Below are 18,428 nucleotides of genomic sequence, written 5' to 3'. Positions count from 1 at the left end.
ATCTCCCCACACCACCGGGTTGATCAGTTGCCGATCAGGGGCCGGTCAGTTGCCGGCGGCGTGGTACTGCTCGAGCACGGTGGACGAGATGCGCCCGCGGGAGGAGACCTCGATGCCGTTGCTGGCCGCCCAGGCCCGCACGGCCGCGGTGTCGGCCCCGGCGCTGACCTTGCGGATGGTGCGCCCGGACTTGGTCAGCCGGCGCGCACTGTTGGTGTAGGGCTCGAAAGCCTGACGCAATTTGGCCGCGTTCTTCTCGGTGACGTCGATCTCGTACGTCTTACCGTCGAGAGCGAAGGTGACCGTCTCCGCCGCGGGCTTTCCGTTGATGTCGTCGGTGAATTCCACGACCGTTCTCTGCGCCATGCCTCAGAGCATAGAACGGGAAAGGCCGAAGAAGTAATTCGGGCCGGCGGTGCGTGTCGAATTCGCCGAGTCGTCATTCACCCGAACGGAGGTAAACGACTACCCGGACGTTCCCCGCGTGCTCAGGAATGCTGATGGCCCACGAATCGCCACCGAATGCTCACGGAAAAGACCTGGACTCAGCGTTCCAGGTGCCAGGGCCGGTCGGGGCGGGTGCTGCGGGCCCCGGCCGACACCCGTAGGGCGTGCTCCGCGTGGTCGGGGTGCTCGGCGACCAGACCCAGGTACTCGTGCCCGGTCAGATGGCACCAGGACGGCAGGTCGATCGGGGCCGCCGGGTCGGTGGTCAGCACCCGCACCTGCGTGCCCGGCTCGGCCCCGGCCACCACCCCGCGCAGCTTGATCAGCAGACGCACGCAGAGCATTCCGGTGCCGTCCACCACGATCGGTGAGGGGCTGGTCAGCGGCCGGCCCGCCGGTCCGAGGCAGCGTACGAAACCGCCGCCGTGGCCGCCGAGACGGCGAGCACCGAGGGCCAGGCACCGATCTTCTTGGCCAGCGGGTGGGACAGCCCGAAGGCACCGACGTAGGTGGCGACCAGCGCGCCGGTGGTGACGGCATCGGTGTTGCGGGCCCACTCCCGGCCGGCCAGCACCCCGCCCACCGCGAGCACGGCCCCACCCAGCGGCCGGATGCCGGTACGGCGGGCCACCTGCCACCCACCGATGAGAGAGCCGGCGGTGACCGCTGCAGTAGGTAGACGCATGGCCCGACGGTACACCGCGATCTTGACGCGCCCATCGGTGGGATTGCTGAAACCAGGCGTTCTCCGGACTCCGGTCGCATACGGTCTGCACAACAGTTGGACCGTGATGAGGGGGTCACGATGAAGGTTGCCGTTGTGGGGGCCGGCTACGCCGGACTGGGTACTGCGCGGATGCTGCTGCGCTGCGGATTCCAGGTCACCGTGTTCGACCGGGCGCCGGACGTGGGCGGGGTGTGGAGCCGGACCCGGCGGTATCCGGGGCTGCGCACGCAGAACGACAAACGCACCTACGCCTTCTCGGAACTTCCGATGCCGCCGCACTACCCGGAATGGCCTTCGGGTGAACAGGTACAGCGCTATCTGGACAGTTATGTCGCCGTGTTCGGGCTCGGGCCGGTGCTGCGGCTGGACACCGAGGTGGTCTCGGCCGAGCTGGGTGAGCACGGCTGGACCCTGGTCACCGGCCCCACCCGGGAGACCCACACCTTCGACCACCTGGTGGTGGCCAACGGCATCTTCTCCCGGCCCGCCGTACCGGTCTACCCCGGGCGCACCGAGTTCGAGGCTGCGGGCGGGAGGGTCTGCGCCACATCGGAATTCGTGGAGCTGGAGCAGGCCCGTGACCGGGACGTGGTGGTGGTCGGCTACGGGAAGTCCGCCTGCGACGTGGCGGTGGCGGTCAGCGGGGTCGCCCGCAGCACCGCGGTCGTGGCGCGGCGCCTTCTGTGGAAGATGCCGCGCCGGCTCGGCGGGGTCCTCAACTACAAGTACCTGCTGCTGACCCGGATGGGCGAGGGCCTGTTCCCCTACCTGAGGCCCACCCGGTTCGAGAAGCTGCTGCACGGGCCGGGTTCCGGCGGTACCCAGGTGATGCTGGGCACGGTGCAGAACGCCGTGGTGCGACAGCTCGACCTGCAGCGCCTGGGCCTGGTCCCGGACGGCAGTTTCGACCAGATCGCCCGCAGCACGGTGAGTCTGGTCACCGAGGAGTTCTTCGAACGGGTCGCCGACGGCACCCTGCGGGTGCACCGCGACGAAACGGTCAGCGAGTTGTGCGCAGTCGACGGACGTCCGCACGCGCGGCTCGGGTCGGGGCGGACGGTCCCGGCCGACCTGGTGCTCTGCGGAACCGGTTTCGACCAGCAGGTGCCCTTCTTCTCCCCCGACCTGATCGCCCGGCTGCAGGACGACCGTGGCAACTTCGTGCTCTACCGGCACATCCTGCCCCCCGACGTACCCCGCCTGACCTTCGCCGGCTACAACTCATCGTTCTTCAGCCCGCTCGGCGCGGAGATGGCTGCCGCCTGGATCGCCGCCCACCTGCTCGGCGGGCTCGACCTGCCTCCGGCCGAGGAGATGCGGGCCCAGGTGGGCGAGCACCTGCGCTGGATGGAACAGTTCAGCGCCGGCAAGCACGCCCGCGGCACCAGCGTCATCCCCTTCTCCATGCACAACATCGACGAAGTGCTGAGTGACCTGCTTTTGGACGTCGGTCCGCTCACCAAGGCGCGTCAGTGGCTGCTCCCGGTCGACCCGTCGTCCTATCGCGACGTGGGCACCCGGCTGTTGAGAAAGCACGGCCTGGAAAGCTAATCGGGGGACATCACCCCGCTAGCGGTGGCCCGGCTGGGCCGGGCCCAGCTCTGAGCGCCGCAGAACGAGCGCGGCCATCACCCCGCCCAGCGGCAGCAGAGCGGTGAGCGCAGGGGTGAGCCAGTCGGCCGCTACCCCGTCCAGCCCACCGGCGAGCGCAGATCCGATGCTGCCGCCGGTGAGGAAGACGAGGGTGGCGATTCCTAGCGCTGCTCCTCGAAGTTCGCCCGGGGTGACGGCGCCGACGTGGGCCATCATCGCGGGCTGTCCGTGACCGAAGGCCAGGGCGACCAGGGCCACGGAGAGCATGAGCAGCGCGGGAGACGAGGACCACTCCCCCAGGGCCGCAGTGCCTAGCGCAACGGCGGCGAGGCCCGCGGCGCTCAGCAGGGTGAGATCGGTTCCCAGGCGGGCGATCACCGGCCGCGAGGTCCAGATCGCGGTCAGAGCGGCGAGAGCGGCGGGCAGCAGGGCGAACCCGATCTGCCGGGCACTCCACTGTTGGTCGGCCAGGCTGCCCGGCACGGCCACGAGCAGGGCGAACCAGGCCGCGGGAATGCCCGCGGCCGCAGTGGCGCCCAGGATCACGGCGCGGCTGGTGACCACCGCTCGGGGAAGGAACTGCCCGCCGGCCCGGACATGCCGAACCAGCAACGGGAGCCCGAGCACCAGTGCCAGCCCACCGGCGAAGCCGATCGCAGCGCCGTTCGAAGGGGCCTGGATCAGCAGGATCGCGCCGGCGGCGGAGGCGATCAGGTACGTAGCGCCGGGCAGGTCGAACCGCCCGGGCTCGCCACGCTCCGCCGGGGTGAGGCGCAGCAGCAGAGGCAGCAGGAACAGGGCGATCGCGGGCAGGGCAACGACCGGGCGCCAGCCCACGGCGCCCTCCAGCAGACCGGCCAGCAGCGGCGCGAGCGCACTGATCGCAGCACCGAGGCCGGCGACCCGCCCGAGCATGGTGGCCCGGGCGGGTCCGTCGAAGAGCCGGCTGATCAGGGCCGCTCCCAGCACGGTGACCGACGCTGCGCCGACGCCCTGCACCAGCCGGGCCGCGATCAACAGCGAGCCGTTGGTGGCCAGCGCGGATCCGGCGGCGCCCAGGGCCATCACGCTGACCCCGGCCACGATCGGCCGCCGTAGGCCGAGCAGATCAGCCAGCCGCCCGAAGACCGGGGTGAATACCGCCAGCATCAGGGCGTAGCCGCTCAGCACCCAGGCCGAGACTGCTCCTGACATATCCAGGCCCGGGTCTGCTGCGGCCGCCGGCAGGACCACCGCGACAGCGGAGGATCCACTGATCGCCAGACCGACGAGCAGCCCGAGCACCGCCGACACGGTGCCCGCCGGAGCGGTCTCCTCAACAGAGACGGTCATCCGCCTCACCCCTGGTGGCTGTGCGTACCTGCGGAGTACGAGCCCAGGTTCTGGATGAGCTCGGTCAGGCCCGGGTCGTTGGCGAAGCGGTCCTGGTGAATCCTGGTGATCTTCGCCCCGGCCTCCGGGTCCGGGTCGTCGAGGATGTCGAACGAGACCATGTCGTCGACCAGCGGCAGGCCGATCTCGTCGGTGTGCCGGTGCAGCGGGGAGAGCATGTACTCCTCGTACCCGGCCAGGTCTTCGATCACGAAGGTGGCGCCGTAGTCGAAGCCCTCGCCCACGTGGGGGCCGACGACGTACGACTTCACCGCGGCGATGCCGGCTCCCTGGCGCCGCAGGCTGGCCAGCGCCTCCTCGACCTGCTCGGGCGTGACACCGGGGCGGATCGAGAACCGGATGGTGTGGAAGATCATGACTGCCTCCTGAAGTAGTGAGTGAGTACTCACTTACAGCAGTGGACGCGGGGTGCGGGCCTGGCAAGGCACGTCCGGTCCGCGCGCCTCAAGTCCGCAGTTCGACGGATTGCGGCGGGAACGGGTCAGCCCGGCGTCGGCAGGTGCCGAGAACTCCCTGAAGCAGCCGAACCCGGGAGGCACCATGACCGGCAAGATGTCGTTCTACGCCAGCGACGACACCACGTACGCGGGTACCGCCGAGCAGGACATCCGGAACATCTTCGGTTCCTCGGCCGGCTTCCTGACCTGCGAGGACGACTTCCCGGCGGAGGTCGGCGAGGCCTTCACCGACGAGGCCGGGCACTTCCCGATGGCCGAGATCGTGGATGCCCTGCGCAAGGACCACCTGCACCCGGGCAGCGAGTTCTGGTTCGCCAAGGTGCACGGCGGCACCAGCTCCGCCTCACCCCTGGCGAAGTACCTCACGGTGGGCCTGGACAACAGCGAACACGGCTACCACCTGCGCCGTCAGTACCAGAACACGCCCCATCGCTTCCTGGCCACCGTGCTGCCGGCCCGGGTGCCCGAACGCGTCTGACCACGGGCCATCAGTCAGGCGTCAGGCGGGCAGGTCAACGGCCACGGGCTCGCGCGGGAAGGCGATGCGCTTGGCCGGGCCGGCCTCACGCAGCAGGGCGGTCATCGCCGCGGCCGGCTGCGGCCGGCACAGGTGGTAACCCTGGCCGTAGGCGATGCCCAGGTCGGCCAGCCGCTCGCGCTGCGGCTCGGTCTCGATCCCCTCGGCCACCACGTCGACCTGCAGCGACCGGGCCAGCGCGACGATCCCCTCGAGCAACGGGGAGGAGGGCGAGGTCTGCAGGTTGCTGGTGATCGAGCGGTCCAGCTTGAGCTGGCGCACCGGGTAGCGGTGCAGGTAGTTCAGTGAGGTGTAGCCGATCCCGAAGTCGTCCAGGCTGACCCGGACCCCGGCCTCGGTGAGCAGGGCCAGGGTGAGGGCGCCGGCCTCGGGCGGCAGCTCGTCGTGCTCGGTGATCTCCAGGTGCAGCTGCTGCGGCCGCACCCCGGTGTGACGCAGGCTCTCCAGGGTGACGTCGGCCAGCTGCGGGTCGAGCATGCTGGTGCGTCCCAGGTTCACGCTGACGTAGATCGAGCCGATCCCCTCGGCCTCCCAGGCCGCCACCTGGTGCAGCGCCTCCAGGAGCACCCAGCGGTCCAGGTCACCGGCCATCCCGGAGGTCTCGGCCAGGGCGAAGAACTCGTCGGGGCGGACCAGCCCGCGCCGGCGGTGACGCCAGCGGATCAGCGCCTCGCACCCGGTGATCAGCCCGGTGCCCAGCTCGACCAGCGGCTGGTAGTGCACCTCGAAGGTGCCCGCCGAGGTGTCGCCGTCCAGGGTGCGGCGCAGGTCGTCGATCAGTTTCTGCCGGCCGAGCACCTGCTCGCGGTGCTTCGGGTCGTAGGGCAGGACCGCGTTCTTGCCGGCCGCCTTGGCCGCGTACAGCGCGATGTCGACCTCGGTGAACACCTCGGCCTCGTCGGCGCCCCCGTCGAACCGGGTCACCCCGGCGCTGGCCCGCACCGGCATGCTGTGCCCGGCCACGGTGAACGGGGCCGAGAACACCTGGCTCACGGTGGTCTCTACCGAGGCGTGCCCGGGCGGCAGGAGCAGCACGAACTCGTCGCCACCGGTGCGGCTGATGACCGCCTCGGCGCCGACGCTCTGGCGGAGCCGGCGGGCCACCTGGACCAGCAGCTCGTCCCCGGCGTGGTGCCCGAACGTGTCGTTGACCTGCTTGAAGTCGTCCACGTCGATCAGCGTCATCAGCCACGGCTCGCGGACCTGGGGAGCCGTGGCGCGGAAGGCCAGCGCCAGGCCCCGGCGGTTCAGCAGGCCGGTGTACCAGTCGCGCACGGCCAGCCGCTCGTTGTCCAGGACCGCGGCCGCGGCCCGGGCCAGGGCGACCGCCCCGGCCAGGACGGCGGCCAGGACGTAGACCAGGCTCGGCAGCCGGCCGGCGTCGTCGCGGCCGATCACGTAGAGCAGGACCGGGACGGTGATCACCGGCATCAGTGAGAGCAGACGGGAGGACTCCGAACGCAGCTTGCCCTCGGCCGGTGCGAACACCTTGGTCATCGAGGGTTCCAGCGGGATCCAGACGAAGATCCAGAGCACCGCCAGGGTGGCCAGTTCGCCCACGTACTGCTGGAACGGGGCCTCCGTGCCGCTGCCGAGCACCAGGTCCTGCACCACGCTCAGGAGCGCGGCGGTCACCCCCAGCACGGTGGCCCGGGGCAGCCGGTCGCGGCTGACCAGCAGGTGCACGAGCACCCCGGCCAGCACGACCTTGCCGGCCGGCAGGATCGCGGTGACGGCGGAGACACCGGTGGGCTGGTGCCGGGCGGTGGTCAGCACCTGAGCCACGATCAGCCCGCAGACCCCGGCGAGCAGCAGCACGTCGGCAAAACGCAGGAACCGGTCGTAGGGGCGGCTGAACTCCTCGACCGCACCGGGGAACCAGCCGGAACGCGCCTTCTTCACGTCCGTCCGGTTCGCCGAACGCCGGATCCACAGCAACCGCAGAACCAGCCCGGCACAGCACACCTGGCCGAACAGCCCGACGGCCGAGGCCAACCCCATCGCGTCCGGGGCTACTGCGCTGATCAGACCCCACCCGCCCCAGCTGGCCAGCAACCCCGCCACCAGGAACCAGCTGATCCGCTCGGCCGGCCGGTACCGTCTGACCCCCAGCACCGTGGCGGCCACCGCCAGCCAGGCCCCGATCAGCCACAGGTACGGCTGCAGGGGCGTGAACACCGCCAGCAGGGCCAGCGCCAGGTACACCAGGAGCGGGACGGCGAGCCTGATCTGTCGGGCCGCAGGGCTCGCCGTGTCTTTCATGACCGTCCCGTCGGCACGGTCATTGAGCAATCAAGCACTGAGGGTGACCGGATCTGCGCCGCGGCGGGCGTGTTCACCCGCCCGGAGCAGCGCCCGGGAACTCAGCGTCCCTGCGGGACCACTCGGCCCAGTTCCTCAGCGACTTCGGCGAAGAGGTCGAAGATGCCGGGTTCGGCGACCACCCGCGAGTTCACCATGACCTCGTCGACCCCCAGTTCGCCGAGCCGGGCCAGCCGCTCGACCGCCTGGGCCGGCGTCTCGCTGTCGCCCGCTCCGTCGCGGCTGAGGAACAAGGTGCTCAGCACCGACTTGTGAAGGTCCGCATAGTCGCGCCCGACGTCCTCGCAGTGGCCCTTGAGCACTTCGATCTTGTGGGCCAGGACCTCCGGGCCGGCGTCGAAGAGATTGCAGGCGTCGGCGTACTGAGCCACCAGGCGCAGTGTCTTCTTCTCGCCACTGCCCCCGACCAGGATGCGCGGGTGCGGGCGGCTCAGCGACTGCGGCGAGTTGATCGGGCGTTCCAGCTGATAGTGCTTTCCCTCGAAGGGACTCTGGTCACCGGCCCACATCTGCCGGCCGATCTGAAGAGTTTCTTCCAGGCGCTCGAACCGCTCAGCCGTAGGCGGGTAGGGAACGCCGAGGCCCCGGTGCTCCTCGTCGTTCCAGGCCGCGCCGATCCCCAGCCAGGCCCGGCCGCCGGAGAGCACGTCGAGCGTGGTGACGGTCTTGATCAGCAGACCGGGGTGGCGGTACGTCACCCCGGTGACCATGGTGCCGAGGGTGATCCGCTCGGTCAGCGCCGCGGCGTAGGCCAGGGCGGTGTAGCCCTCGAGCATCTCCTGCTCGGGGTCGCCGAAGATCTGGAAGAAGTGGTCCATCACCCAGAAGCTGGACAGCCCGGCCTGGTCCGCGTCCCGCGCGATCCGGCCGAACGTGCGGCCCAGCTGCGCCGGCCCGCCTTCCCAGGTGAAGTTGGGTACCTGAAGTCCGAAGTCCATGACCGCCAGCATCGCACCCGAAACGGAGGGTGCTCCCCTTCAAGTGCGGGACAAAACGAAAAGGGGCCTGAGGACGTCCTCGGGCCCCTTTTCGAGCGGTGGTTCAGAAACGCAGCAGCGGGTCGATCGCGACTGCGAGGAAGATCACCGTGAGATAGGTGATCGAGCCGTGGAACAGGCGCATCGGCTTGAGCTCACGCTCTTCCCGCTGCGCGCGGCCGTTCAGCTGGTGGGCCTCGTAGAGGAAGTACCCGCCGGACAGGACCGCCCCCACCGGGTACACCCAGCCGGTGTCGGCCGCCGGGATCAGCAGGAACGACCAGAGCACCATGGCCCAGGAGTAGGCCACGATCTGCTTGCCCACGACCTTCGGGTCGGCGACCACCGGCAGCATCGGGACCCCGGCGTTGGCGTAGTCGTCCTTGTACTTCATCGACAGCGGCCAGTAGTGCGGCGGTGTCCAGAGGAACACGATGCCGAACAGCACGAACGGCGCCCAGCTGAGGCTGTTGGTGACGGCCGACCAGCCGATCAGGGTGGGCAGGCAGCCGGCCACCCCGCCCCAGACGATGTTCTGCGGGGTGCGGCGCTTGAGGATCATCGTGTAGCCGACCACGTAGAGCAGGATCGCGGCCAGCGCCAGCACCGCCGAGAGCGGATTGACCAGCACGGCCAGCACGGCCACGGAGATCGCGCCGAGCGCCAGGCCGAAGGTGAGCGCCCCGCGCGGGCTGACCTCACCGGTCACCAGCGGGCGCTTGACCGTGCGCTTCATCTCCGCGTCGATGTCGCGGTCGATGTACATGTTCAGCGCGTTGGCACTGCCCGCGGCCAGCGACCCACCGAAGAGGGTGGCCAGGACCAGCCAGAGCGAGGGCACGCCGCGCTCGGCCAGCATCATCGCGGGCACCGTGGTGACCAGCAGCAGCTCGATGATCCGGGGCTTGGTCAGCGCGATGTACGCCATCACCGTCCGGCGCAGCTTGCGCGAGCGCCGGGCCTGGACCAGGAAGAGCTCGCTCTCCCCCTCCAGTTCCGGGAAGGCGGCCCTCAGCGCGGGCACGGTCGGGACATGCCTGGGCGGCGCCGTCAGTCCCGAGGGCGGCGCCGGGCGAGGTTCGACAGCAGTCACAGTTCCCTCGATGTTCAAGTTCGGTCGGCGTCACTCTACGCGGGGCCCCAGGGCCGGAATGCGGCGGCACCCCGTAACGCTGTTCAAAGGTCGGCAGAACCGCCTGGTAACCCCAGCCCTGAACCTGGGCGGATTCGGGGATCATGCGTTGTCCCAGTTCAGCCGGGCCGGATGTGTTCCGAAGTCGGATCCGGAAGTGTTCCGGAAGGCCGTGACCGCACTCACCCCGCGTTTGGTCTGTCCGGACATCAGCGGCCCTCGTCGGCCTGACAGAGTTCACGCGCGCCTGGAACCGACGTACCCCGTACGGCGGACTAGGCTCGATCTTGAGAAAACCATGTAAGGGAAGGATCCAGATCGTCGTGACAGACACCGCGGCAACTAGCGCCACCTTCGAGTGGACCGACCTGGACAAGCGCGCGGTCGACACCGTGCGCCTGCTCGCCGCGGACGCGGTGCAGAAGGTCGGCAACGGGCACCCGGGTACGGCCATGAGCCTCGCTCCCGCCGCCTACATGCTCTACCAGAAGGTCATGCGGCACGACCCGCAGGACCCGAACTGGGTCGGCCGGGACCGCTTCGTCCTGTCCGCCGGGCACTCCAGCATCACCCAGTACGTCCAGCTGTTCCTGGCCGGCTACGGCCTGGAGCTGGAAGACCTGAAGGCCCTGCGCACCTGGGGCTCGCTGACCCCCGGTCACCCGGAGTACGGCCACACGGCCGGCGTCGAGATCACCACCGGCCCGCTGGGCCAGGGTCTGGCCTCCGCGGTCGGCATGGCGATGGCCGCCCGTCGTGAGCGTGGCCTGTTCGACCCCGAGGCCGCGCCGGGCGCCAGCCCGTTCGACCACAACATCTACGTGATCGCCTCCGACGGTGACCTCCAGGAGGGCGTCACCGCCGAGGCCTCCTCGATCGCCGGTCACCAGGAGCTGGGCAACCTGGTCGTGATCTACGACCAGAACCACATCTCCATCGAGGACGACACCGACATCGCCTTCACCGAGGACGTCGCCAAGCGCTACGAGGCGTACAACTGGCACGTCCAGAAGGTCGACTGGACCGTCACCGGCGAGTACGTCGAGGACGTGCAGGCCCTGCACGACGCGCTCGAGGCGGCCAAGGCCGAGACCTCCAAGCCGTCGATCATCCTGCTGCGCACGATCATCGCCTGGCCCGCCCCGACCAAGCAGGGCACCGGTGCCTCGCACGGTTCCGCGCTCGGCCTGGACGAGATCAAGGCCACCAAGGAGCTGCTCGGCTTCCCGGCCGACCAGGACTTCTACGTCGAGCCCGAGGTCTTCGAGCACGTCCGGGGCGCGGTCACCCGCGGCGCCGCGGCGAAGACCGCCTGGCTGGAGGGCTTCAAGGCCTGGGAGGCCGCGAACCCCGAGCAGGCCGCCCTGCACGAGCGCCTCTCCGCGGGCCGGCTGCCCGACGGCTGGGAGAAGGCCATCCCGACCTTCCCGGCCGGCAAGGACGTCTCCACCCGTAAGGCCTCCGGCGCCGTCCTCGACGCCCTGGCCCCGGTGCTGCCCGAACTGTGGGGCGGCTCGGCCGACCTGGCCGAGTCCAACAACACCACGATGAAGGGCGAGCCGTCGTTCGTCCCGTCGCACCGCTCGACCGACACGTGGACCGGTAACCCCTACGGCCGCACGCTGCACTTCGGTATCCGCGAGCACGCGATGGGCTCGATCCTGGCCGGGATCCGCCTGCACGGGAACACCCGCCCCTACGGCGGTACGTTCCTGCAGTTCAGCGACTACATGCGCGGCGCCGTCCGGCTCACGTCGCTGATGAACATCCCGGTCACCTACGTCTGGACCCACGACTCCATCGGTCTGGGCGAGGACGGCCCGACGCACCAGCCGGTCGAGCACCTGGCCGCGCTGCGGGCGATCCCGAACCTGTCGATCGTGCGCCCGGCCGACGCCAACGAGACGGCCTGGGCGTGGCGCACCAACCTGGAGCGCAACTCCGGCCCGGTCGGCCTGATCCTCTCGCGCCAGAACCTGCCCACCTTCGACCGTGAGGCCCCCGGCTTCAACGGCGCCGAGGGTGTGGCCCGGGGTGGCTACGTCCTGGCCGAGGCCGACGGCGGCGACCCGAAGGTGATCCTGGTCGGCACCGGTTCCGAGGTCCAGCTCGCGGTCGAGGCGCGGGAGCGCCTGCAGGCCGAGGGAATCCCGACCCGGGTCGTGTCGTTGCCCTGCTTCGAGTGGTTCAACGAGCAGGACGCCAACTACAAGGCCAGCGTCTTCCCGCACACCGTGAAGGCCCGCGTCTCGGTGGAGGCCGGCCTGTCCCTGGGCTGGCGCGAGATCGTCGGCGACGCCGGCCGCAGCGTCTCGGTCGAGACCTACGGCGCCTCCGCCGACTACAAGCGCATCTTCAAGGAGTACGGCGTGACCGCGGACGCGGTGTACGAGGCCGCCAAGGAGAGCCTGCGCGGCACCGAGTAACAGCCGGTACCAGCAGTTCCAGCACCACCCGGTCCGCCGCCTGTGCCGAGGTTGTCACAGGCGGCCGGCCCGGTCCGACGATGAGCCGTGCGGCCGCCGCACGGCACCCGCAACAGGAGGCACATCTCAATGACCAACCCCGTACAGGACCTTGCCGCCCACGGCGTCTCGGTCTGGCTGGACGACCTCTCCCGGGAACTCCTGGAGAGCGGCGACCTGCAGAAGCTGATCGACGAGCGCAACATCCTCGGGGTCACCACCAACCCGACGATCTTCGCCAACGCCCTGGCCAAGGGTGACCGCTACCAGTCCCAGGTGGACGGTCTGGCCGCCAAGAACGCGGACGTCGACCTGGCGGTCTTCGAGATCACCACCGACGACGTGCGTTCCGCGTGCGACGTGTTCAAGCCGCTGTACGACGCGACCGACGGCCAGGACGGCCGGGTCTCGATCGAGGTCGACCCGCGGCTGGCCCGCGACACCGACGGCACGATCGACTCGGCCAAGAAGCTGTGGGCGACCGTCGACCGCAAGAACGCGATGATCAAGATCCCGGCCAGCCTCGAGGGCCTGCCCGCGATCACCGCCGTGATCGCCGAGGGGATCAGCGTCAACGTCACGCTGATCTTCTCGCTCGAGCGCTACCGCGCGGTCATCGACGCCTACCTGGCCGGCCTGGAGCAGGCCAAGGCCAAGGGCATCGACCTGTCCACGATCCGTTCCGTCGCCTCGTTCTTCGTCTCCCGCGTGGACACCGAGATCGACAAGCGCCTGACCGCGATCGGCACCGACGAGGCCCTCGCGCTCAAGAGCAAGGCCGGCGTCGCCAACGCGCAGCTCGCCTACCAGGTCTACGAGGAGTCCATCGCGACCGCCCGCTGGGCCGAGCTGGCCGCGGCCGGCGCCCACCCGCAGCGCGCGCTGTGGGCCTCCACCGGCGTCAAGGACCCGAAGCTCCCGGACACCCTCTACGTGACCGAGCTGGTCGCGAAGGACACCGTCAACACCATGCCGGGCGCCACCCTCGAGGCCACCTTCGACCACGGCGTGATCAAGGGTGACTCGATCACCGGTTCCTACGCCGCCGCCACCGAGACGATGAACGCCCTGGCCGGCGTCGGCGTCGACTACAACGACGTGGTGAACCTGCTCGAGGTCGAGGGCCTGGACAAGTTCGAGAAGAGCTGGGCCGAGCTGCTCGGCACCGTCACCGACGAGCTCGAGCGCGCCAAGGCCCGGGCATGAGCGAGGCCTCTGACGAATCGGTGTGGCCGGCCGACGACGTGGCGGCCGACGTGGTCGTCACGCCGGCCGGTGCCGACACGCTGAAGGCGCTGGAGAAGCACCTGCCCACCCTGGTCGCCGACCAGGTGGCCTCCCGGATCGCGCAGAAGGACCCCACGCTGTGGGGTGAGGCCGCGGTCTCCGAGGCCTCGGTGCGACTGGGCTGGGTCGGTCTGGCCGACTCCTCGCGGCCGCTGGTCGAGCCGATCGAGACCCTGCGGGCCGAACTGGCCGCCGAGGGTGTCGACCGGGTCGTGCTGTGCGGCATGGGCGGCTCGTCGCTGGCGCCCGAGGTGATCACCAAGACGGCCGGCGTGGACCTGGTGGTGCTCGACACCACCGATCCCGCGCAGGTCCGCTCGGCCCTGGTCGAGCTGGAGCGCACGGTCATCGTGGTCTCCAGCAAGTCCGGCGGCACGGTCGAGACCGACAGCCAGCGCCGGGTCTTCGAGGCCGCCTTCACCGCGGCCGGGATCGACGCGAAGACCCGCATCGTGGTCGTCACCGACCCGGGCTCGCCGCTGGAGAAGGCCTCCCAGGAGGCCGGTTACCGGGCGATCTTCCAGGCCGACCCGACGATCGGTGGGCGCTACTCGGCGCTGACCGCGTTCGGTCTGGTGCCCTCGGGTCTGGCCGGGGCCGACATCGGCGCCCTGCTCGACGAGGCGGCCGGCGTGGCCGACCAGCTGGCCGAGGACACCGAGGCCAACCCGGCCCTGGTGCTCGGCGCGGCGATCGGTGGCTCCCCCGCCCCCGGCGGAGGCTTCCGCGACAAGATCATCTTTGCCGACCACGGCTCGGGGATCGACGGTTTCGGCGACTGGGCCGAGCAGCTGATCGCCGAGTCGACCGGTAAGGAGGGCACCGGCCTGCTGCCGGTCGTCGCCTCCCCCACCGCCCCGGACGTCACCGCCCCCGGCGACGACACCGTCGTGGTGCGGTTGGTGCCGATCGGCTCGGACGCCACCGCCGCTGCGGCGGAGGGCTCCGTGGCCGCCGCGGTCACCGTGGACGGCCCGCTGGGTGCGCAGTTCCTGCTCTGGGAGTACGCCACCGCGGTGGCCGGGCGCCTGGTCGGGATCAACCCGTTCGACCAGCCCGACGTGGAGAGCGCGAAGGTGGCCGCGCGCGGCCTCCTGGACGCCACCCCCGCGCCGGTGCCGGCCGACGTGGTCGACGGCGGCATCGAGATCCGCGCCACCGCCGGTCTGCTCAAGGGCGCCACCACGGTCGAGGCGGCCGTGGACGCGCTGCTCGGCGAACTGCCGGGCCGCGGCTACCTGGCCGTCATGGCCTACCTCGACCGGCTCGCCGAGGGCGAGCTGGCCGGGGTGCGGGACGCGCTGGCCAAGCGCACGGGCCGCCCCGTCACCTTCGGGTGGGGGCCGCGGTTCCTGCACTCGACCGGGCAGTTCCACAAGGGTGGCGCCCCGGTCGGGGTCTACCTCCAGATCACCGCGGACAGCGCGCAGGACCTGGAGATCCCGGACCGGCCGTTCACCTTCGGGCAGCTGATCTCGGCGCAGGCCGCCGGCGACGCCACGGTGCTGGCCGAGCACGACCGCCCGGTGCTGCGCCTGCACCTGGCCGACCGTGAGGCCGGCCTGGCCAAGCTGATCCAGGTGCTCAGCCGGTAGTACCGCACCAACCCGACGGAGGGTGGGTCTGCCGTTCATCTGACGAGCAGGCCCACCCTTCGCGTGCACTTGACGGGAATGCCGCCGGCTCTGCTGGAATTGCCTGATCTAGAGGGCCCGGTCCGGTGACCAACCACCACCGGCCGGACGGGCAGCAAACAGGCCCACGGACGTCCTCAAACATTTTTTGGAAGCTCTGAGAGGAAGATCGGTGAGCCCGACCCGGGTGACTGCCAGCGAGAACCCGCTGCGCGACGACCGTGACCGCAGGCTCCCCAGGATCGCCGGGCCCTCCAGCCTGGTGATGTTCGGGGTCACCGGCGACCTGGCCCGCAAGAAGCTGATGCCGGCCATCTACGACCTGGCCAACCGCGGCCTGCTGCCGCCGGGCTTCTCCCTGGTCGGCTACGGCCGCCGGGAGTGGTCGGACGCCGAGTTCGCCGAGCAGGTGCGCTCGTCGGTCAGCCGCTACGCGCGTACGCCGTTCCGCACCGAGGTGTGGGACCAGCTGGCCGAGGGCCTGCGCTTCGTCACCGGCAACTTCGACGACGACGCCGCGTTCGACCGGCTCGCCGAGGTGTTGCGCGAGCTCGACTCCAGCCGCGGCACGGCCGGCAACCACGCCTTCTACCTGTCGATCCCGCCGAGCGCGTTCCCGGTGGTGACCAAGCAGCTCGCGCGGGCCGGACTGTCGGAGCAGGACGGTGACTCCTGGCGCCGCGTGGTGATCGAGAAGCCGTTCGGCCACGACCTGCAGTCCGCGCGGGAGCTGAACCAGGTGGTGGAGTCGGTGTTCCCGGCCGACTCGGTCTTCCGGATCGACCACTACCTGGGCAAGGAGACGGTGCAGAACCTGCTGGCGCTGCGCTTCGCCAACCAGCTGTGGGAGCCGATCTGGAACTCCCACTACGTCGACCACGTGCAGATCACCATGGCCGAGGACATCGGCATCGGCGGCCGGGCCGGCTACTACGACGGCATCGGCGCGGCCCGCGACGTGATCCAGAACCACCTGCTCCAGCTGCTCGCGCTGACCGCGATGGAGGAGCCGATCTCCTTCGACGCCAAGGACCTGCGGGCCGAGAAGGAGAAGGTGCTCTCGGCCGTGCGGGTGCCCGCCGACCTGGACACCGCGGCCGCCCGCGGCCAGTACTCGGCCGGCTACCAGGGCAACGAGGCGGTGGCCGGGTTCCTCGAGGAGGACGGCATCGCACCGGACTCGATCACCGAGACCTTCGCCGCGCTGCGCCTGGACATCGACACCCGCCGCTGGGCCGGGGTGCCGTTCTACCTGCGGGCCGGCAAGCGCCTGGGCCGCCGCGTCACCGAGATCGCGGTGGTGTTCAAGCGGGCGCCGTTCCTGCCCTTCGACAACACCGCCACCGGTGAGCTGGGTCAGAACGCCATCGTCATCCGGGTCCAGCCGGACGAGGGCGTGACCATCCGCTTCGGTTCCAAGGTGCCCGGGACGGCGATGGAGGTGCGCGACGTGAACATGGACTTCAGCTACGGCGAGTCGTTCACCGAGTCCTCCCCCGAGGCCTACGAGCGGCTGATCCTCGACGTCCTGCTCGGCGACCCGCCGCTGTTCCCGCGGCACGAGGAGGTCGAGCTCTCCTGGAAGATCCTCGACCCGTTCACCAAGCACTGGGAGAGCAGCGCCAAGCAGCCGGAGGCGTACTACCCCGGCCAGTGGGGCCCGACGTCGGCCCACGACATGCTCGCGCGCGACGGACGTAGCTGGAGGGTCCCGTGATCGTCGATCTGCCCAACACCACCACCAACGAGGTCAGCAAGCGACTGGTCGAGGCGCGCGGCGAGAGCGGCGCGGTCGCCCTCGGCCGGGTGCTCACGCTGATCCTGGTCACCGACGAGGCCGGCGCGAACGACGCGATCGGCACCGCCAACGACGCCAGCCGCGAGCACCCCTCCCGGGTCCTGGTGATCGTCCGCGGCTCGACCGAGGGCGAGTCGCGGCTGGACTCGCAGATCCGGGTCGGCGGTGACGCCGGGGCCAGCGAGGTGATCGTGCTGCGCCTGTTCGGTGAGCTCGCCGAGCACGGTTCCGCGCTGGTCACGCCGCTGCTGCTGCCGGACGCGCCGGTCGTGGTCTGGTGGGCCGGCGAGCCCCCGGCCGACCCGACGAGCGAGCGGATCGGCACGATGGCCACCCGCCGGATCGTGGACACGGCCAAGGCCGCCGACCCCGCCGCGGCGCTGCAGCAGCTGTCCAAGGTGGTCGCCCCCGGCACCACCGACCTGTCCTGGAGCCGGCTGACCCGCTGGCGCGCGCTCCTGGCGGCCGCCCTCGACCAGCCTCCGTTCGAGGAGGTCACCGAGGCCGTGGTGCGCGGCGCGTCGGACAAGCCGAGCGTCGAGCTGATGGCCGCCTGGCTGGCCTTCGCGCTGGACTGCCCGGTGCGGGTGGAGCACACCGAGCCCGGCACCGGCATGGTCGGCGTGCACCTGGTCCGGGCCTCGGGCGAGGTCTCGATCGTGCGGGAGGACGGCACGGTGGCGACGATGACGCAGCCGGGTCAGCCCGTGCGGCGGGTGGCGCTGCACCGGCGTACCGACGTGGACGCGCTGACCGAGGAGCTGCGGCGGCTGGACCCCGACGAGCTGTTCTCCGACGTCCTGACCAAGGGCCTGCCCAAGGTCGGGGCGGTGGTCGGCGCATGAGCACCCCCGAGAAGATCGTCCTGGCCGACGGTCAGCAGCTGGCCGCCGCCGCGGCCGCCCGGCTGATCACCGTCGTGGTGGATGCCCAGGCCGCCCGCGGCCAGGCTCACGTCGTGCTCACCGGCGGGTCGAACGGCGGTGCCCTGCTGAAGGCCGTCGCCGCCTCCCCCGCCCGCGACGCGGTCGACTGGAGCCGGGTGGACCTGTGGTGGGGAGACGAGCGTTTCCTGCCCGCCGGCGACCCGGAGCGCAACGAGACGCAGGCCCGCGAGTACCTGCTCGACGCGCTGCCTCTGGAGCCCGAGCGGGTCCACGTGATGGCCCCGTCGGACGGCTCGTTCGGCGATGACGTGGACGCTGCGGCGGCCGCGTACGCCGCTGAGCTGGCCGAGGCCGCGCCTGGCGATGAAGTGGTCCCGGCCTTCGACGTGCTGATGCTGGGCGTCGGTCCGGACGGTCACGTCGCCTCCCTGTTCCCCGGGCACCCGGGGTACGCGGTGACGTCGGGTACGGCCATCGCGGTGCGCGAGTCGCCGAAGCCCCCGCCGGTGCGCATTTCGCTCACCCTGGGGGCCATTTCGGCTGCGCGTCAGGTGTGGTTGCTCGCCGGAGGCGAGGGGAAGGCGGAGGCCGTCGCCGGCGCCCTGGGCGAGGTCGACCTGCCCGCCGGAGCCGTGCGCGGCACCGAGCGCACGCTGTGGCTGCTCGACCAGGCGGCGGCTTCAAAGCTGTAGGAGCCGTTGCGAACTGAGGACGTCGGTGAGCACCTTGGGTGCCCACCGACGTCCTTTCGTTTGGTCGGCATTCTTGCTC

Annotated in this window: 16 protein-coding genes; 8 read left to right on the top strand and 8 right to left on the bottom strand. The window is 70.6% G+C overall.

The genetic code is table 11. From position 1 onward, the window contains the following. Positions 1–45 precede the first annotated feature (45 nt). The 3 genes from QSK18_RS31905 to QSK18_RS31895 form a co-directional block, all read right to left on the bottom strand. Positions 46–366 carry a histone-like nucleoid-structuring protein Lsr2 gene (locus QSK18_RS31905; RefSeq protein WP_232813282.1) on the bottom strand — a complete coding sequence of 107 codons (321 nt, stop codon included), beginning with the start codon at positions 364–366 and terminating at the stop codon, positions 46–48. 179 nt (positions 367–545) lie between these two features. Further along, positions 546–809 (bottom strand): sulfurtransferase TusA family protein, encoded by a 264-nt coding sequence (locus QSK18_RS31900; RefSeq protein WP_285626854.1) that lies wholly within the window; start codon positions 807–809, stop codon positions 546–548. A gap of 17 nt (positions 810–826) precedes the next feature. After that, the gene (locus tag QSK18_RS31895; protein ID WP_232813280.1) at positions 827–1,132 is read right to left on the bottom strand and encodes a hypothetical protein; all 306 of its coding nucleotides are present in this window, start codon (positions 1,130–1,132) and stop codon (positions 827–829) included. 120 nt (positions 1,133–1,252) lie between these two features. On the opposite strand from QSK18_RS31895, the gene QSK18_RS31890 reads away from it, so the two are divergent. Next, positions 1,253–2,725 carry a flavin-containing monooxygenase gene (locus QSK18_RS31890; protein WP_285626849.1) on the top strand — a complete coding sequence of 491 codons (1,473 nt, stop codon included), beginning with the start codon at positions 1,253–1,255 and terminating at the stop codon, positions 2,723–2,725. An 18-nt stretch (positions 2,726–2,743) separates the two neighbouring features. On the opposite strand, the gene QSK18_RS31885 is transcribed toward QSK18_RS31890, so the two are convergent. Beyond that, complete coding sequence (locus tag QSK18_RS31885) at positions 2,744–4,099, bottom strand: MFS transporter (RefSeq protein ID WP_285626847.1); 1,356 nt, start codon at positions 4,097–4,099, stop codon at positions 2,744–2,746. Between the two features lie 5 nt (positions 4,100–4,104). Then, positions 4,105–4,515: a Dabb family protein gene (locus QSK18_RS31880; protein WP_285626844.1), complete on the bottom strand. Its 411-nt coding sequence runs from the start codon at positions 4,513–4,515 to the stop codon at positions 4,105–4,107. A 184-nt stretch (positions 4,516–4,699) separates the two neighbouring features. Between QSK18_RS31880 and QSK18_RS31875 the strand changes: the two genes are divergently transcribed. Further along, complete coding sequence (locus QSK18_RS31875; RefSeq protein WP_232813276.1) at positions 4,700–5,095, top strand: hypothetical protein; 396 nt, start codon at positions 4,700–4,702, stop codon at positions 5,093–5,095. Positions 5,096–5,116: 21 nt separating this feature from the next. On the opposite strand, the gene QSK18_RS31870 is transcribed toward QSK18_RS31875, so the two are convergent. The 3 genes from QSK18_RS31870 to QSK18_RS31860 all read right to left on the bottom strand — a co-directional run bounded on the left by QSK18_RS31870 (position 5,117) and on the right by QSK18_RS31860 (position 9,547). Beyond that, a complete protein-coding gene (locus QSK18_RS31870) occupies positions 5,117–7,417 on the bottom strand; it encodes a putative bifunctional diguanylate cyclase/phosphodiesterase (protein WP_285626838.1) in 2,301 nt (766 codons plus the stop codon). 101 nt (positions 7,418–7,518) lie between these two features. Further along, positions 7,519–8,415 (bottom strand): LLM class F420-dependent oxidoreductase, encoded by an 897-nt coding sequence (locus QSK18_RS31865; RefSeq protein WP_285626835.1) that lies wholly within the window; start codon positions 8,413–8,415, stop codon positions 7,519–7,521. A gap of 103 nt (positions 8,416–8,518) precedes the next feature. Further along, entirely contained in the window at positions 8,519–9,547 is a 1,029-nt protein-coding gene (locus QSK18_RS31860) for a heme o synthase (protein ID WP_408623926.1), read from the bottom strand. 362 nt (positions 9,548–9,909) lie between these two features. Here QSK18_RS31860 and tkt point away from each other — a divergent pair, with 362 nt between their 5' ends. The 6 genes from tkt (at position 9,910) to pgl (ending at position 18,349) form a co-directional block, all read left to right on the top strand. Further along, positions 9,910–12,012: a transketolase gene (tkt, locus tag QSK18_RS31855; RefSeq protein ID WP_285626827.1), complete on the top strand. Its 2,103-nt coding sequence runs from the start codon at positions 9,910–9,912 to the stop codon at positions 12,010–12,012. A 129-nt stretch (positions 12,013–12,141) separates the two neighbouring features. Beyond that, entirely contained in the window at positions 12,142–13,257 is a 1,116-nt protein-coding gene (tal, locus tag QSK18_RS31850; RefSeq protein ID WP_232813271.1) for a transaldolase, read from the top strand. After that, positions 13,254–14,933 (top strand): phosphoglucose isomerase-related protein, encoded by a 1,680-nt coding sequence (locus QSK18_RS31845; protein ID WP_232813270.1) that lies wholly within the window; start codon positions 13,254–13,256, stop codon positions 14,931–14,933. Before tal ends, QSK18_RS31845 begins: the two co-directional genes overlap by 4 nt. Positions 14,934–15,144: 211 nt before the next feature. Continuing rightward, complete coding sequence (gene zwf, locus QSK18_RS31840; protein WP_285626818.1) at positions 15,145–16,689, top strand: glucose-6-phosphate dehydrogenase; 1,545 nt, start codon at positions 15,145–15,147, stop codon at positions 16,687–16,689. After that, entirely contained in the window at positions 16,686–17,615 is a 930-nt protein-coding gene (locus QSK18_RS31835; RefSeq protein WP_232813269.1) for a glucose-6-phosphate dehydrogenase assembly protein OpcA, read from the top strand. The genes zwf and QSK18_RS31835 overlap by 4 nt, the downstream gene beginning before the upstream one ends. Continuing rightward, a complete protein-coding gene (pgl, locus tag QSK18_RS31830) occupies positions 17,612–18,349 on the top strand; it encodes a 6-phosphogluconolactonase (protein ID WP_285626813.1) in 738 nt (245 codons plus the stop codon). Before QSK18_RS31835 ends, pgl begins: the two co-directional genes overlap by 4 nt. Positions 18,350–18,428: the final 79 nt, after the last annotated feature.

It is taken from the genome of Kineosporia sp. NBRC 101677 (assembly GCF_030269265.1).
Lineage (GTDB): Bacteria > Actinomycetota > Actinomycetes > Actinomycetales > Kineosporiaceae > Kineosporia > Kineosporia rhizophila.
This window is presented reverse-complemented; position numbering and strand designations above follow the sequence as displayed.